The organism is Amylibacter marinus (assembly GCF_030160015.1).
GTDB classification, from domain to species: Bacteria; Pseudomonadota; Alphaproteobacteria; order Rhodobacterales; family Rhodobacteraceae; genus Amylibacter; species Amylibacter marinus.
In genome coordinates this window covers 289,759-305,265 of sequence record NZ_BSNN01000002.1, presented here as the reverse complement: position 1 = coordinate 305,265, position 15,507 = coordinate 289,759, and the positions used below count along the sequence as shown (strand labels likewise).

The 15,507-nt window shown below is 51.4% G+C and carries 15 protein-coding genes and 1 tRNA gene; 9 read left to right on the top strand and 7 right to left on the bottom strand.

Features of this window, described 5'->3' with window-relative positions:
- Positions 1-21 precede the first annotated feature (21 nt).
- The 3 genes from QQL62_RS02345 to QQL62_RS02335 are packed head-to-tail and all read right to left on the bottom strand — an operon-like array spanning position 22 to position 2,659.
- The gene (locus tag QQL62_RS02345; RefSeq protein WP_284375793.1) at positions 22-1,350 is read right to left on the bottom strand and encodes a TRAP transporter large permease; all 1,329 of its coding nucleotides are present in this window, start codon (positions 1,348-1,350) and stop codon (positions 22-24) included.
- Positions 1,350-1,919, bottom strand: a complete 570-nt coding sequence (locus tag QQL62_RS02340) for a TRAP transporter small permease subunit (protein WP_284375791.1) — start codon at positions 1,917-1,919, stop codon at positions 1,350-1,352. The genes QQL62_RS02345 and QQL62_RS02340 overlap by 1 nt, the downstream gene beginning before the upstream one ends.
- Positions 1,907-2,659, bottom strand: coding sequence for an N-formylglutamate amidohydrolase (locus QQL62_RS02335; RefSeq protein ID WP_284375790.1), 753 nt, complete (start codon positions 2,657-2,659; stop codon positions 1,907-1,909). The genes QQL62_RS02340 and QQL62_RS02335 overlap by 13 nt, the downstream gene beginning before the upstream one ends.
- 166 nt (positions 2,660-2,825) lie before the next feature.
- Here QQL62_RS02335 and QQL62_RS02330 point away from each other — a divergent pair, with 166 nt between their 5' ends.
- Positions 2,826-3,680 (top strand): MurR/RpiR family transcriptional regulator, encoded by an 855-nt coding sequence (locus QQL62_RS02330; protein ID WP_284375789.1) that lies wholly within the window; start codon positions 2,826-2,828, stop codon positions 3,678-3,680.
- Between the two features lie 200 nt (positions 3,681-3,880).
- The gene (locus tag QQL62_RS02325; RefSeq protein WP_284375788.1) at positions 3,881-6,871 is read left to right on the top strand and encodes a PAS domain-containing protein; all 2,991 of its coding nucleotides are present in this window, start codon (positions 3,881-3,883) and stop codon (positions 6,869-6,871) included.
- A 123-nt stretch (positions 6,872-6,994) separates the two neighbouring features.
- Here the strand turns inward: QQL62_RS02325 and QQL62_RS02320 are convergent.
- Positions 6,995-7,069: transfer RNA gene (locus tag QQL62_RS02320), tRNA-Asn, on the bottom strand.
- A 119-nt stretch (positions 7,070-7,188) separates the two neighbouring features.
- Here QQL62_RS02320 and QQL62_RS02315 point away from each other — a divergent pair.
- Both QQL62_RS02315 and QQL62_RS02310 read left to right on the top strand, forming a co-directional pair.
- Positions 7,189-8,529 (top strand): ATP-binding protein, encoded by a 1,341-nt coding sequence (locus QQL62_RS02315; protein ID WP_284375787.1) that lies wholly within the window; start codon positions 7,189-7,191, stop codon positions 8,527-8,529.
- 74 nt (positions 8,530-8,603) lie between these two features.
- Positions 8,604-8,792, top strand: a complete 189-nt coding sequence (locus QQL62_RS02310; protein ID WP_348520651.1) for a hypothetical protein — start codon at positions 8,604-8,606, stop codon at positions 8,790-8,792.
- A 3-nt stretch (positions 8,793-8,795) separates the two neighbouring features.
- On the opposite strand, the gene QQL62_RS02305 is transcribed toward QQL62_RS02310, so the two are convergent.
- The 3 genes from QQL62_RS02305 to QQL62_RS02295 form a co-directional block, all read right to left on the bottom strand.
- Complete coding sequence (locus QQL62_RS02305; protein WP_284375786.1) at positions 8,796-9,311, bottom strand: CBS domain-containing protein; 516 nt, start codon at positions 9,309-9,311, stop codon at positions 8,796-8,798.
- A gap of 48 nt (positions 9,312-9,359) precedes the next feature.
- Positions 9,360-9,593: a (Na+)-NQR maturation NqrM gene (nqrM, locus tag QQL62_RS02300; protein WP_284375784.1), complete on the bottom strand. Its 234-nt coding sequence runs from the start codon at positions 9,591-9,593 to the stop codon at positions 9,360-9,362.
- Between the two features lie 67 nt (positions 9,594-9,660).
- On the bottom strand, positions 9,661-10,689 hold the full coding sequence (locus tag QQL62_RS02295; protein ID WP_348520650.1) for an FAD:protein FMN transferase: 1,029 nt from the start codon (positions 10,687-10,689) through the stop codon (positions 9,661-9,663).
- Positions 10,690-10,883: 194 nt separating this feature from the next.
- On the opposite strand from QQL62_RS02295, the gene QQL62_RS02290 reads away from it, so the two are divergent.
- Genes QQL62_RS02290 through nqrE form a run of 5 tightly spaced genes read left to right on the top strand, consistent with a single transcriptional unit; the run spans position 10,884 to position 15,504 of the window.
- Positions 10,884-12,227, top strand: a complete 1,344-nt coding sequence (locus QQL62_RS02290; protein WP_284375782.1) for a Na(+)-translocating NADH-quinone reductase subunit A — start codon at positions 10,884-10,886, stop codon at positions 12,225-12,227.
- Between the two features lie 2 nt (positions 12,228-12,229).
- Complete coding sequence (locus QQL62_RS02285) at positions 12,230-13,429, top strand: NADH:ubiquinone reductase (Na(+)-transporting) subunit B (RefSeq protein WP_284375780.1); 1,200 nt, start codon at positions 12,230-12,232, stop codon at positions 13,427-13,429.
- Complete coding sequence (locus tag QQL62_RS02280; RefSeq protein ID WP_284375778.1) at positions 13,422-14,243, top strand: Na(+)-translocating NADH-quinone reductase subunit C; 822 nt, start codon at positions 13,422-13,424, stop codon at positions 14,241-14,243. Before QQL62_RS02285 ends, QQL62_RS02280 begins: the two co-directional genes overlap by 8 nt.
- Entirely contained in the window at positions 14,243-14,896 is a 654-nt protein-coding gene (locus QQL62_RS02275) for an NADH:ubiquinone reductase (Na(+)-transporting) subunit D (RefSeq protein WP_284375776.1), read from the top strand. The genes QQL62_RS02280 and QQL62_RS02275 overlap by 1 nt, the downstream gene beginning before the upstream one ends.
- On the top strand, positions 14,896-15,504 hold the full coding sequence (gene nqrE / locus QQL62_RS02270; RefSeq protein WP_284375774.1) for an NADH:ubiquinone reductase (Na(+)-transporting) subunit E: 609 nt from the start codon (positions 14,896-14,898) through the stop codon (positions 15,502-15,504). The genes QQL62_RS02275 and nqrE overlap by 1 nt, the downstream gene beginning before the upstream one ends.
- The last annotated feature ends 3 nt before the right edge of the window (positions 15,505-15,507 follow it).

The following is a 15,507-nucleotide window of genomic DNA, read 5'->3' as shown; positions in this document are numbered from 1 at the left end:
CCGACCGTTTGGCACGGTTCTCTAGGGTTTGTTGTAAACGTAATCAGGAAGCCAAGTGGCGATACCTGGGAAGACCATGACCAGCGTCAGGGCAAAGACCATCACCAATACAAACGGGGTGATAGAGGCGTAGATATCGCGCAGGGAAATTTCAGGGGGCGCCATGGCCCGCATTAAGAACAGATTATAGCCAAAGGGCGGTGTCATATAGGCAATCTGAGTGGTGATCGTGTACAAAATACCATACCAGATCAGGTCAAAGCCCAGCTCGCCCACCAAGGGCACATATAGGGGGGCGACGATCACCAGCATAGCAGTATCGTCAAGGAACGTGCCCATTAGGATAAAGCTGAGCTGCATTAAAATGAGGATCATCCAAGGGCTAAGGTTTAGGCGTTCGGTGAAAACCGCCTCGATGGCCTTAACCGCGCCCAGCCCATCGAACACCGCGCCAAAGGCCAGCGCCGCGAGGATAATCCACATGAACATACAGGTGATGCCCAGCGTATTGCGCACAGAGTTTTCAAACACCTCGCGGGTCATGCGCCCCTTTAGGACTGCGGCGCAAAATGCGGCCATTGCACCGATGGCAGAGCTTTCTACCAGCGATGTCCAGCCCTTGACGAAGGGCACCATCATTGTGGCAAAGATGATGATCGGCAGCAGCCCTGCCCGCAGCAGACGTAGTTTTTCAGCGCGCGGAATATTGCGCTCTTGGGCCGGGAGCACTGGGCCAAGCACAGGGTTTATCCGACAGCGGATCACAATATAGGCGATGAACATTGCCGCCATCATCAGCCCTGGAACGACCCCCGCCAGCCACAATTGCCCCACAGGCTGGCGCGCAATCATCGCATAGAGCACCAGAACAACCGAAGGTGGCACGAGGATACCCAAGGACGAGCCTGCTTGGATCACCCCTGTGACCATGCGTTTGTCATAGCCGCGTTTCAAAAGCTCTGGCAGTGCGATGGTGGATCCGATGGCCATTCCAGCCACCGACAGGCCGTTCATCGCAGAGATCAACACCATAAGGCCGATTGTCCCGATCGCCAGCCCCCCGCGCAAGCCCCCCATCCAAACATGAAACATTTTATAAAGGTCATCGGCGATTTTGGATTCAGACAGCACATAGCCCATGAAGATAAACATCGGTAACGTCAGCAAGGGATACCATTTCATCAGCTTCATCGCGGCGGAAAATCCGATGTCATAGCCCCCCCGATCGCCCCACAACAGCAGGGCCGCAATCACGGCGATAAAGCCAATGGCGCCAAAAACCCGTTGGCCTGTGAGCAACATCAGCATCATAGAGGAGAACATTAGCGTGGCGATCATTTCATAGGGCATCAGATTTTCTCTCCCTTAAGGCGCAGAACATCTTTGAACAGCTCTGAGATACATTGCAAAAGCATCAAGAACATACCCAATATCATGATTGATTTTATGGGCCACAGATAGGGGCGCCATGCGCTGGAGGAGCGTTCTAGGCGGCCGATTTCCTCGCCCCCCGTGATCAGCCCCCCAAAGAAGGACAGCGGATCCCCCCCCCAATAGCCAAGGGAATAGGCCGTAGAGCTGATTGCGCCATACAGCAGAACACAAAGATAGAAGATTAGAAAGAACACCGTCAGCAGATCAAACCATGCCTTTTTGCGCAGAGACCATTCGCCATACAGCAGATCCATACGTACATTCGAGCCAAGCTGAATAGAATAAGGCCCCCCAAGGATATAATAGGCCACCATGGTGAACTGTGCCATTTCCAGCGTCCAAAGCGAGGGCAGGAAGAATGTTTTGCTGATCGATGACCAAATAAGAATGCCCATCAGCACGAAAATACCATACATCACGATGCGCCCTATGCGCAGATTAACCGCATCCACATAGCGGATATAGCCCTGCATCATGCTGTGCATTTGCCGCCCTCCCCGTGCCCAAGGGCCGTGAGTGCGCCAGTGATCCAGCCCGCGATCATTTTGGCGTAATATTCCTGATCATCAGGGGTTTCGATCAGATCATTGCGAATTTCTAACATCACATTCAGGTGGTTATTTTTTAGCGCATGTTCTTTCAGGGTATGGGTCACGCCGTCTTCTGGGCCGTAGGGCTGGTTGCGCTGGATATTAGAAATGCTGTGCAGGGCCACCACATCCATCAGCGCATCCGCCAGCCGCGTATCCGCATCATACAAAACGCCAATTTCCACCGCTCTGGTTTGGCCGTGATAGACCGGCGAGAAACTGTGAATGGTAACGATGATGGGGTTGTCTATCTTGGCAATGCGCTGGGCTACGGCGCGGCGAAAGGGTTCATAGTAATTTTCTGTGCGCGCTTGGCGCTCTTGATCAGAAATATCCACATTGCCCGGAATTTCAAAAACCTCACTGTGTGCGGGCATTGCACCGGGGGCATCAGAGGGGCGATTACAATCATAGACCAACCGAGAGACCGTGCCTGCGATCAAAACCGCATCCAGCAGTTTGGCCAAATGTTTGGCAACCGGCAAGGCGCCCGGATCCCATGCGGCGTGGCTGGTTTGTGCCATGGGTTCTAGCCCTAGGTCATTGTATTGAGGGGGAATGAAACAGGATGCGTGTTCGCAAATCAAAACCAAGCGCGATGCAGCGTTAGGATTTACGATATCGACGTGTTTCATCAAAACGGTCCTTTGAGCATGTGGTTTTTAGTCGGCGATAGCGTTACATTTCGAACTGAGAGCCGTTTTGTCAACAAATTTCTGGAAAATATTTATCAGAAGTATATATTCTGATAAATAAAACATCAAAAACCACGGGAGAGGTAACATTTCAATCAAAGGACAGATGATCTCGGATAAAATTCAGCAAGAGCTGGAAAATCTGACCCGTGCGGAGCGCCAGCTGGCCCATTCAATCCTTGATAATTATCCCGCCTCTGGGTTAGGGCCGCTGTCGGCATTGGCCAAAAGCGCCAAGGTATCGGTGCCAACCGTGGCCCGTATGGTGCAAAAGCTGGGGTTTAAGGGATATCCCGAGTTTCAGGCAGAGCTGCGTGAGGAGCTAAAGGCCAAGGTGAAGAACCCCATTGCCAAGCATGACACATGGGCCGAGGGCGCCCCCTCTGAGCATATGCTGAACCAATTTACCGACGCTGTGATCGATAACATTCGCCTGACATTGGGCCAGATCGAGCCAAGGTTGTTTGACGAGGCCTGTGCTTTGGTCGCGGCATCAAACACCCATCTGTATGTGGTGGGAGGGCGCATCACCCATACATTGGCCGAATATTTGTTTTTGCATCTCCAGACCATCCGCCCCAAGATCACCCATATTCAATCCACATCAAACGCTTGGCCGCATTATTTGTTAGATGTGCAAAAGGGGGATGTTTTTGTTATTTTTGATATGCGCCGCTATGAAAATAACACGCTAAAGCTGGCGGAGATTGCCCATGCTAAGGGGGCAAAAATTGTTCTGTTTACGGATCAGTGGCGTTCACCGATTGATGCATTGGCCGACATTACCTTCAGCAATCGTATCGAGGTGCCCTCGGCATGGGATTCTGCGGCGACAACGCTGTTGTTGATTGAGACGATGATTTCAGCGATTCAGAATTTAAGTTGGAATGAAACCAAGGATCGAATGGAGGAGCTGGAAGAGCTGTTTGACCGAACCAAGCTGTTTCGCAAGTTCAATTAGGCCTATGTTTATCATGCGGCTGTGAAATTTTTTGAACTGTTAGATCACACCGATTAGCCCCAAGTCTCAATTCATATTGCGCCAAAGCGGATTTATTAGATTGGCGCTAGGCGCTGTTGTTGTTTAGGTTTTGGCGCTGTAGGTTATTACTATTCGGCGTTTTTATTCGATTTATACATTTCGAAAGGTTTTTTTGGTCTATGCACTATTCCCTGTTTCAGAGCCTAAGCGCATTAGTACTTGCTGGATTGGGGTGCTATGCCATTCTGGTTAGCCCGCGCCTAACACGCCATCGTGTGCTTAGACCTGCAATGATGGGGCTTGTTTTTGGTCTTCTTGCCACCCTCTTGACGACCAATACGCATATGATTGGCCAGCTTCCTGATCAGGTTTATGTGATCGCGGGGCCATTGCTATTTGCGGGGTACCTAGGGGGCACAGTTGGGGCTGTTATGGCGGCCGTACTGATCATTTCTACGCGCATATGTATTGGCGGGCCGGTGATGGGGGCGGGTTTATATTTGAGCATTGGCTATGTAGTATCGGGGCTTTTAGCCGCTCGAATTTGGGCGCCGCGCCCTTGGCCTATACCGTCTGCGAATGGGATCATGTTTCTGATCATTTCCTATTTGGTCTTCCTTATAGCGCCCGCGTTTCTTTCGAGCCCTAAATCGATAGCAGCGCTGTCCATTGGGCCGTTGTTGTTGCGTATGTCTGTCGAGGCCACAGTGGGTATTCTATCGACCTTGATCGTATGGTGCATGGTTCATTTTGTCGTAAAGGTTTCCCAGAAAGCCCGCATGAATGCAGACCTAGCGCAACGATTGGAATTGGCAATCCAACACAGTGGCATTGGAACGTTTGAGCATCTCAATGGTGAGGAAGAAGCGCTGTATGATGCTGGTATAATCGAAATCTATGGTCTGGATCACCAACCGGGCATGGTGCCGGTTGCCGATTGGATCGCGCGGGTGCATCCTGAGGATCGCCCGTTGATTATGGCGGCACTGCAAGCGCCACAGGCGAATGAGCCGATCAACAATGTTGTAGAGTTTCGCGCACTCCACCCGAGTGGCGAAATTCGCTATATCCGCGCGCAATGGTTAACCGAATTTGACGCCGATGGCATCCCTGCGCGGATTGTGGGAACCCACACTGACCTGACGAAAATTAAACAGGCAGAAGCCGCACGCGCGCTTGCCTCATCACAATTAGCGACCGTTGCACAAAACCTGCCTGGGGCAATGATCTATTTTATAACAGATAGATCAACGCCCCTGAAACCCAGCTACGTCAGCCCAAGTAGTCTTGATATCTGGGGGTATAGCCCTGAAGAGGTTTATGCCAAGCCCGAGGTATTGCCAAACACCATGAGCCCAGACGACAGGTCTAAATTGCTGGCGGCCCTACATAAAAGTATAAAAACCCTGAGCGCCGTGAACCACCGCCATAAAATCACCCATCGCAATGGCGAAACCCGTTGGTTGGAATTACATGGCAGTTCTTCCATGATCGAAGATGGGATGACACGTCTTGATTTGATTGTTCTGGATGTTACCAAAGAGGTTCAACAAGAGCTGGCCAACGCTGAACAGGGGTTTCAGCTTGAGTATATCTTAACACAGCTCGGCGGGGCGGCATTGTCCTATAGCCTCCCACCTGGGAATGAAACTATGGGCCCCGAGGATACCATGTCCTTTTTAAATAGGGATTCCTGTTACAAAATCTGGGGCGTTACAGCCGATGAAGCAGAGGCAGACAACAATTTGCTGTGGTCATTGGTATCGGATCAGCAGGTACTCGATAAGGTTTTCGCGGATATAACACGCGCGATACAAACCTTAGAGCCCTTTCATGCGATTGTGCCCTACAAAACCCCGCAAGGAAAACAAATCTGGCTGGAAGAGCGTGGCTATCCGACCCGATTGGAAGATGGCACCACGCATTTCTTTATTCTTGTTTTGGATATAACCGAGGAAGTTGCCCGCCAAAACGAACTGGAGCATCAAAAAGAGCTGAACCATCATGCGCAAAAACAGCAAAGCATTGGCCAGCTTACCGCGGGTGTAGCCCATGATTTCAACAATCTTCTTGCCGTGATTTTGGGCAATCTTGAGCTATTAAGGGATGACGAAAGGGATTCCGATAAAACCAGCATGATTGACGCAGGCATAAATGCCACAAAGCGAGGCGCGGATTTAACCCGCAGCATGTTGGCATTTGCACGGCAGTCTCGGCTGCGCCCACATTCATTTAATTTGAACACATTGGTTGGCGAGACACGCACATGGGCTGGGCGAACCCTGCCTGTGAATATAGAAATTGAAACCTCGTTGTTGGCTGGATTGTGGACGGTAGAGGCAGATCCTGCTTCGACCGAGGCGGCCTTGTTGAATCTTATTCTGAATGCCTGTGATGCCATGATGGAGGGGGGAAAACTAACAATCGAAACAGCCAATGTGCATATAGATCAGCCCTATATGGATGCGCGAAACACCGAGGTCTTACCTGGGCAATATGCCATGTTAGCGGTTTCTGATACCGGCCACGGAATTTCCGATGCACAGGTATCACAGATATTCGATCCCTTCTTTAGCACCAAGGCCCCTGGGGCGGGATCTGGGCTTGGGTTATCTATGGTTCAAGGGTTTATGGAACAATCTGGCGGTATGGTTCAGGTATATTCCGAGCTAGGGATCGGAACAACGTTCAAGCTGTATTTCCCTGCTAAGGATGTGAATTTGGAAACCAAGCACAAGAAGGCCCCCACAAATCCGCGCAGCGCCACAGGTGACTTGGAAATCTTACTGGTAGAGGATGAGGCAGAGGTGCGCTCTGTGTTGGCCACATTGATCACCAAGGCGGGGTATCGGGTCAGCGAAGCGCATTCAGGCGATGAGGCTCTTGCTATCTTCGCGGAAAATCAAAATTTTGATTTGCTGGTCACAGATATCGTTATGCCGGGGAAACTGCAGGGAACGGAGCTATGCAAGGCTTTGCGTAAGCTGAAGCCAAATCTGCCCGTTATTTTTATGTCAGGATATGCCAGCGAGACCACGGTGCATGGAAACGATCTACGCCCAGAAGACATCCGCCTAATGAAACCAGTCCAAAGGGATGATTTTCTTTTGGCGATTATAGAGGCCATGGATCTAGATGGCGCGCGCTCTTTGGATCACGCCCCTGCTTAAGATGATCGTAACGCGCAGGGGAATAAACAGGTATTATTCTGTTATAAATAGTTGAATTCTGTGATGATTTTACGCGGATGACCTTATATCAAGGTCTGAGCGTTCTAAGATATATGAAACATTTGGCTCCGGCGGTAGGGATCGAACCTACGACAAATTGATTAACAGTCAACTGCTCTACCGCTGAGCTACGCCGGATTACCTAATGTGTGGCAGTCTATAGCGAACAGAATTTCGGGCGGCAATAGCCTTTTTCAATCTTATGGATTTTTTTCCGCATTCTTGCCAAGGCATCGGTATTTCCCTAGCGTAAGCCCATGAAAATATTCGCCGTTATTAAAGATTATCTGCCCAAAAGCCTATTCGGGCGTTCCCTTTTGATCGTTGTTATCCCGATTTTGGCGGTGCAATCGGTTGTGACCTATATTTTTGTTGATCGGCTATATGGGGATGTGACCATTGCCAAGACCACGGATCTGGCGCGCGAGGTGAATTACGTGCTGGAACCCAGCGATACCGGCGAGGCTTCAGCCCCGTCTCTGGCCCAGCTGCGCAGCCGCGCTGCGCCCTTGCAAATTCGTGTGAACACGCAATTGCCTACAGGTCTGCGGATAAACGAAGATCGCATTGGGTTCATTGATATTTCTGGGCGTTATTTAATCGCCACCCTGCGCCAAGAGATAGATCAGATTGTCGGCATTGATTTGTTAAGCCAAGAGGATAGAATTTTGATCGACCTGCGCCGCGCGGGGCAGATATGGCGGATAAACATTCGCCGAGACCGCGCCACCGCCTCTAACCCGCATCAATTGTTGGTGGCCAGTACGCTGGCGGCGTTGTTGTTTCTGGGCTTGGCGATCATTTTCCTAAAGAATCAGGTAAAGCCGATCACCCTGTTGGCGCGCTCTGCGGAGGCCTTTGGTAAGGGGCGCAAGATTCCCTTTGCGCCGCGCGGTGCCGCCGAGGTACGCCGCGCGGGCCATGCCTTTATTTCTATGCAGAGTCGCATCGAGCGCCAGATCGATCAACGCACCCAGATGCTGTCAGGCGTCAGCCATGATTTGCGCACCCCCCTAACCCGCATGAAGTTGTCGCTATCTATGCTAGGGGATGATCCACAAATCCAAGAGTTGCAGGGGGATGTGGTCGAAATGGAGCATATCATGGAGGAGTTTCTGGCCTTTGCACGGGGCGATTCTGGCGAAGATACAGTCGCGGTGAATGTGAAACCGTTCATCAAGTCATTGATCCGAGATCGCAAGAGGCTGGGCCATGAAGTCGATTTGCATTTTGCCCAAGGAGATCAGGAATCGCCCGAAATAATGGCCAAGCATCAATCGTTGCGTCGCGCCATCAACAATCTGTTAGCCAATGCCCAACGCTATGCACAGGCCTGTCGTGCCACGGTCTCGATCGATTCCGATGGCGTGCGGTTTGTGGTTGAGGATGATGGACCGGGCATCCCCAAGGCCAGCCGCGAGGATGCCCTACAGCCCTTTGAGAGGTTAGATGCGGCGCGCAATCAAAATCAAGGCACGGGTACGGGCCTGGGGCTGGCCATTGTGGCGGATGTGGCGCGCAGCCATGGCGGGCAGCTAACATTGGGGCACAGCGATGCCTTGGGCGGGCTACGAGCACAGCTGTTTATTCCGCGCTAAACACCATTGCCCCGGCGTGCTAGGGGCGCTAGGTACCCATCAAACCCGCATAAACAGCCGCTAACAGAGACAGTATGATGATAGATTTCACGCTAACGCCCGCGCTTGCGACCCTTATTTTTGTAATCGCCTGTTACGCAGGATTCAGCTATCGGCGCACATGGAAACGCGAGGGCCCCAGATACCAATATTGGATATTTGGCGCCCTCGCGGCTGTTGGGTTTGCCATATTGGCCTTTGTACCGATGTCTGTTGCCGGATAAGGCCTAGCCAACGATCAGCTGTTTCATTTGCAGGGCTTCGTGCTCTAGCTGGGTCAGGCGGTGATGGATGGCATCGCCAATGGTGACCATGCCAATTAACTGGTCGTTTTCTATTACTGGAAGGTGGCGGAATCGCCCCTCTGTCATACGCTTGAGCACATCGATCGCCAGATCGCTAGGCCCGCAGACTTTCACCTTTTTGGTCATTACACTGCCCACTGATTGCGGCAGGGTTTGGCCAGGGCTATCGGCCAATTTGCGCACGATATCGCGCTCGGACAAAATGCCGACCAAGGCGCCGCTATCATCGGTGACAATCAGCGCCCCTACTCTGCGGTCGCGCAGCTCTACCACCGCATCTTTTAGGGTATCTTCGGGTTTTATTGAGAATACATCGCGCCCTTTGCCATCCAAAAGGTCAGCAACGGTGGCATTGTGATCGTATAATTCGACAGATTGGCTCTTGGTATTTTGGCCTTGTTGGTCTTGTCGCATGGGGGATTGGTATGATGTTGGCATTATTGGTCTCTCCTCTAAGGACAGCCTAGCCTAACATACTCAACTTATTCAAGCGTCTTGAACACGTTCCAGCATCTTGCGCGCCCGTGGGCATTCTAGACGTTCGCGCAGCGGGCTGTCTGGATCGATCTCTTTCGAGCAGACCAAGCATTTGTCCGCATCCCCAATGGCATTCAGGCCCCCACAGCTGCCCTTGATCCGTTTGTTCATAAAAATCACGCCAAGGGACATGCCCAGCATGACCAGAACCAACAAGCCAAAGGTTAACAAAAAGGTTTCCATAACAGCGTCCTTGAATTTACTGGGTTCTCAGACGCCCACAATAGGCGCCTGATTTGGCTCTGCTGTCTTAGGCCGTCAGCGTTTTAAACGCATCGCTGGCATGGGTAGTAAAGCCCAGAGCGCCGGCGTTGGTATCACGATCAATGAACTGAACCGCAATATTATGGGCGCTGGCGATTTCTAGGCCGCGTTCGCGTCCCAAGATCAACATCGCGGTTGACCATGCATCGGCCAGCATCGCATTGCCAGCCAAAACTGTGGCGCTGGCGGTTTTGTGATCAACAGGGCGACCGGTTGTTGGGTCGATCAGGTGCGAATAGCGCTGACCATCTTGTTCAAAATAGTTGCGGTAGTCCCCGGAAGAGGCCAGACCCAAACCAGATACGCCAACCACACCCATGATATTGCGGTCGTGTGCATTTGGGGTTTCGATACCGATTTGCCATGGCAGGCCATCAGGATTACGGCCAGCCGCATATAAATCGCCGCCGATCTCTACCATATAGTCCTTGATTCCAATGCTTTCTAGCGCCTGTCCTACGTGATCGGCACCAAATCCTTTGCCAATACCCGCCAGATAGACCTGTGTGTCGCCATGTTTACGCGCAACAGAGTTGCCACGCAGGGCCAATGAGGTTTGTTGGCCAGATTTCGCAAGAGCAGTTTCAATCGCGGCATCCGTTGGTTTGGCGGTGGCACCCGGAGCACCAAAGCCCCAAAGCTCGATCAAGGGGCCAACAGTGGTGTCAAAGCGCCCTGCACTGGCGAGGTTTACATCCCTAGCCGCCTGCATCACATGCGCCAAAGTAGCGGACATTGATTGATGCGAATCTTTGGGTACGGCATTGATTCTGGAAATTTCAGAGCCAGCATCCCAGTTTGACATGGATTTATTTACATCCAACAAGGCGGCAGAAACCAGCGGTTTCACCTGAGATTCTTTTAGTTGATTCGTGTGATCAACCAACGAGACCTTGTAGGTGGTACCCATTGTTTTACCAACGAATTCAATTACTTGCTTGCTGTCATAGCAGGCAGCAAGTGCCAGCGGCATAACAAGAAAAGAGCGGCGGGAGAAGCGGTTCAAGTTGCTCACGAAGATGACCTTTCAGCGAATTTTGTGTACTCGTAGTCGAATGCGCGGGGAATTTTCAAGCAGAATATGTCGCTTTTGGCAAAAAAAGCGCTAGCACTCTGGCGCTGACTTTTGTAGATGCTCCCCGTCACCAACGCGAGTTTGCGTCAATTCGTTACAATTGATGAACGCTCCACTAGCCCGAGGAATACCACTTGAAGCACCTTATTCTACGTAAAGGCTTGGACTTGCCCATCACGGGATCCCCTCGACAAGAGATTGATCACTCGCCCGATGTGAAAACCGTCGCCGTTTTAGGCGCGGATTACATTGATCTGAAACCCCGCATATCTGTCGAGGAAGGCGCCGAGGTTGTTGCCGGCACGCCCTTGATGTTTGATAAAAACATGCCCGAGGTTCAAATCGTGTCCCCCGCTGCAGGACGTATCAAGGCGATTAATCGCGGCGCGCGGCGCAAGCTGATCAGCATCGAGATCGAATGTGATGACACCATTGGTGCGCCCGTTGATTTTTCAAAAGTTGGCAAGGCCGATAGCCGCGATGGGTTGATTGAGAAGCTCTGTGCGGCGGGTCTATGGACATCATTTCGCACCCGCCCCTATTCCAAGGTGCCCCAGCCAGACAGCCAAGCAGATGCAATCTATGTAACCGCGATAGACAGTGATCCATTGGCCGCCGATCCAAACGTTGCCATCAACGCCGAGCCAGAGGCCTTTGCCCGTGGTATGGCCGCGGTGTCGCTGCTAAGTGATGGGCCAACCTATTTGTGCCAAGCCAATGGGGATCCATTACCGGGCCATGATGTTCCGGGTGTAGAGGCCGTGGCCTTTAGTGGCCCACATCCAGCGGGATTGGCTGGTACACATATCCATTTTCTTACGCCCCCGAAACCAAATACCTTTGTTTGGACGATCGGTTATCAAGATGTGCTATGCATCGGGCGGTTGCTAATCAGCGGTAAATATGATGCCAGCAAAATTATTTCTTTGGGGGGGCCACTTTGTGGTGACCCGCGTCTGGTACGTACGATTTCGGGCGCATCGCTAGAGGATCTATTGGGCACTGATATCCCACAGGACATTCCTGTGCGCATGATTTCAGGTTCAGTTCTAAGTGGGCGCGCAGGTGCGGGTGTTGATGGGTTTTTGGGGCGCTATGCCCGTCAGGTGACCCTGATCGAGGAAGACACCAAACAGATCACATTGGGTTGGATTCGCCCAATGTTTGCAAAATATGCGGTTCAGCCGGTTTTGGGATCATTGCTGTCGCGTAAAAAATTCCCGCTGACCTCTAATCTAAATGGTGGGCGGCGCGCTATGGTGCCTTTGGGCACGTTTGAACAGCTGATGCCACAAGATTTCCTACCCACGCAGCTAACGCGCGCGTTGCTGGTGATGGATACCGATCAGGCGCAGCAATTGGGTGTGCTGGAACTGGATGAAGAAGATTTGGGGCTTATTGGTTTCGCCTGCCCTGCTAAATACGAATATGGCATCGCACTTCGCGATTGTCTGACTAAAATCGAAAAGGAAGGATAACAATGGGCCTTCGTAATTTCTTTGACGGCATCGAACCCCACTTTGTTAAAGGTGGCAAATGGGAAAAGTATTTCCCCATTTATGAGATGGTCGAAAGTTTTCTGTATACGCCGAAAACGGTAACCACTGCCGCACCGCATGCGCGCTCTTATGTGGATATGAAGCGGATCATGACCTATGTGGTCTTGGCCACGATTCCCTGTATTTTGATGGCGCTGTATAACACCGGGTATCACACCAATTTGGCGATTGCTGAATTTGGGGCATCTGGTTGGCGCGCGGCAATTATCGAGTTTTTCGGAATTGGGTTTAATGCGGCCAATCCCTTTGCCAATATGGTACATGGGGCGTTGTATTTCTTGCCTGTTTATATCGTGACCTTGGTTGCGGGGGGGATTTTCGAGGTGGTTTTCGCCACGGTGCGCAAGCACGAGGTGAACGAGGGCTTCTTGGTTTCCTCCATGCTTTATGCCTTGATCGTGCCTGCCACCACGCCTTTGTGGCAGGTGGCACTGGGCATTATCTTTGGTGTTGTGATCGGCAAGGAGGTTTTTGGTGGTACTGGCAAAAACTTCTTGAACCCTGCCCTAACGGGGCGTGCATTTTTGTATTTTGCCTATCCTGCGCAGCTATCTGGTGATGCTGTATGGGTTCCTGTAGATGGGTTTACGGGCGCGACGGCGCTGGCGGTTTCTGCATCTGATGGGTTTCAGGCCTTGGCTGGTCGCGGTGTTACGTGGTGGGACAGCTTCCTTGGGTTTATTCCTGGATCTATGGGCGAGACATCGACGCTGGCCTGTATATTGGGATTGATTTTCCTATTGATCACCAAGATCGCCAACTATCGGATGATTGTGGGCTGTATGGCCGGTATGATTGCCTTTTCTGGGCTGTTGAATTGGATCGGTTCTGATACCAACCCAATGTTCGCCATGCCGTGGTATTGGCATCTGGTTGTCGGGGGCTATGCCTTTGGTTTGGTCTTTATGGTTACAGAGCCGGTTTCTGGCGCACACACCAATACGGGGCGGTATATTTATGGTGCCCTGATTGGGTTCATGGTGGTGATGATCCGTGTGATCAACCCCGCCTTCCCCGAGGGCATGATGCTGGCGATTCTGTTTGGCAATGTATTCGCCCCCTTAATCGATTACTTCGTCGTTCAGGCGAACATTAAACGCAGAGCAAAACGCAATGTCTGATAAGCCCCAAAACACCGACCAGAAACCCCAGGGTTTCATCCGCCGCTTTCTGGCCCTGCCGTCAGATTCCGTTGAAAAGACGCTGTTTGTCGCACTGTCCTTGTGCTTGGTAGCCTCGATGATCGTCTCCGCAGTGGCCGTATCCCTGCGCCCGATCCAAGAGGTGAACAAGCTGAAGGATAAGCAGATCAACATTCTACAGGTTGCAGGTGTCTATGACCCTTCAAAGGATGTTCTAGAGGCATTTCAGGCGTTTGAGCCACAGGTGCTGGAGCTGGAAACAGGTTTGTTCACAGATCAGTTTGATGCGGCCACATTTGATGATCGCGCAGCGGCAGATAACCCAGAAATTTCAATCGCGTTATCGGATGATCCTGCCGGCATTGGGCGCAAATCCAAGTTCGTTACGGTTTATTTATTGCGCAACGAAGATGACAGCATCGACAAGTTGATCTTGCCCATTCATGGGTATGGATTGTGGTCGACACTGTATGGTTTTATTGCCCTAGAGGCCAATGGCAACGACATTTACGGGCTACAGTTTTACAGCCATGCCGAGACACCGGGCCTAGGAGCGGAGGTGGACAACCCGCGCTGGAAGGTTCTGTGGAGTGGTAAGAAATTGGCTGACGCGCAGAATGAATTGCAGATCAGCGTAACCAAGGCCGTACCGGCAGCAGGTGCAGAATATCACGTGGATGCCCTATCGGGTGCTACACTTACCTCTGTTGGGGTTCATAATTTGGTGCGGTTCTGGATGGGTGAAGAAGGCTATGCCCCCTTCTTGGCCAACCTTAAAGCAGGAGATATCTAATGGCGCAAACCCGTAGAGAAATGTTAATCGACCCCTTGGTCGACAACAATCCGATTACCCTTCAGGTATTGGGGATTTGCTCGGCATTGGCTGTGACATCGTCATTGAAGGTTGCACTGGTGATGACCATAGCGGTGACCATCGTAACCGCCTTCTCATCGATGTTTATCTCGATGATCCGCAATCATATCCCGAGCTCTATCCGGATCATTGTGCAGATGGTGATCATTGCATCCCTTGTGATTATGGTGGATCAGGTATTAAAGGCATTTGCCTTTGAAATTTCCAAAACTCTATCTGTGTTTGTAGGGTTGATTATCACCAACTGCATCGTAATGGGACGCGCCGAGGCATTTGCCATGAAGAATACCCCCTTGGACAGTTTTGTTGATGGTATCGGTAATGGCCTTGGGTATGGTTTGATCTTGATGTTGGTTGGCTTCTTTCGCGAGCTGTTTGGATCAGGCAGCCTGTTTGGTGTGACGGTACTGGAAACGGTGAACAACGGCGGTTGGTATGTGCCAAACGGTCTGTTGCTGTTGCCGCCGTCTGCTTTCTTTGTCATTGGTCTTCTAATCTGGGCATTCCGCACATGGAAACCCGCACAGGTCGAAGAGCGTGAATATAAAATTCAAAATGTAGAGGCCCACTAATGGAAGGTTTACTTTCTCTTGCGGTTAAGGCGATTTTCGTCGAGAACCTTGCACTTTCGTTTTTCTTGGGCATGTGTACCTTTATTGCGGTATCAAAAAAGGTGTCTACGGCCATTGGTCTGGGTATTTCGGTGATGCTGGTACAGGCGATCACTGTGCCTGCAAACAACCTGTTGCTGACCAAGCTGCTGTCTCCTGGTGCGCTGGCATGGGCGGGGTTTGACAATGTTGACCTGACCTTCTTGAGCTTGATTTCCTATATTGGTGTTATTGCGGCTTTGGTGCAAATTTTGGAAATGGTGTTGGATAAGTTTTTTCCGCCCCTTTACAATGCCTTGGGCGTGTTCCTTCCCTTGATCACCGTGAACTGTGCGATCATGGGGGGCTCGATCTTTATGGGGGAGCGGGGCTATAATTTTGTGGAGTCTGCGACCTATGGTCTATCCTCTGGGTTTGGCTGGGCTTTGGCAATCACCGCCATGGCTGGTATCCGCGAAAAAATGAAATATTCGGATGTGCCCGATGGCCTTCAGGGGCTTGGCATTACCTTTATCACTGCGGGACTGATGGCGATGGCCTTTATGTCTTTCTCTGGCGTGAAACTGTAGGAC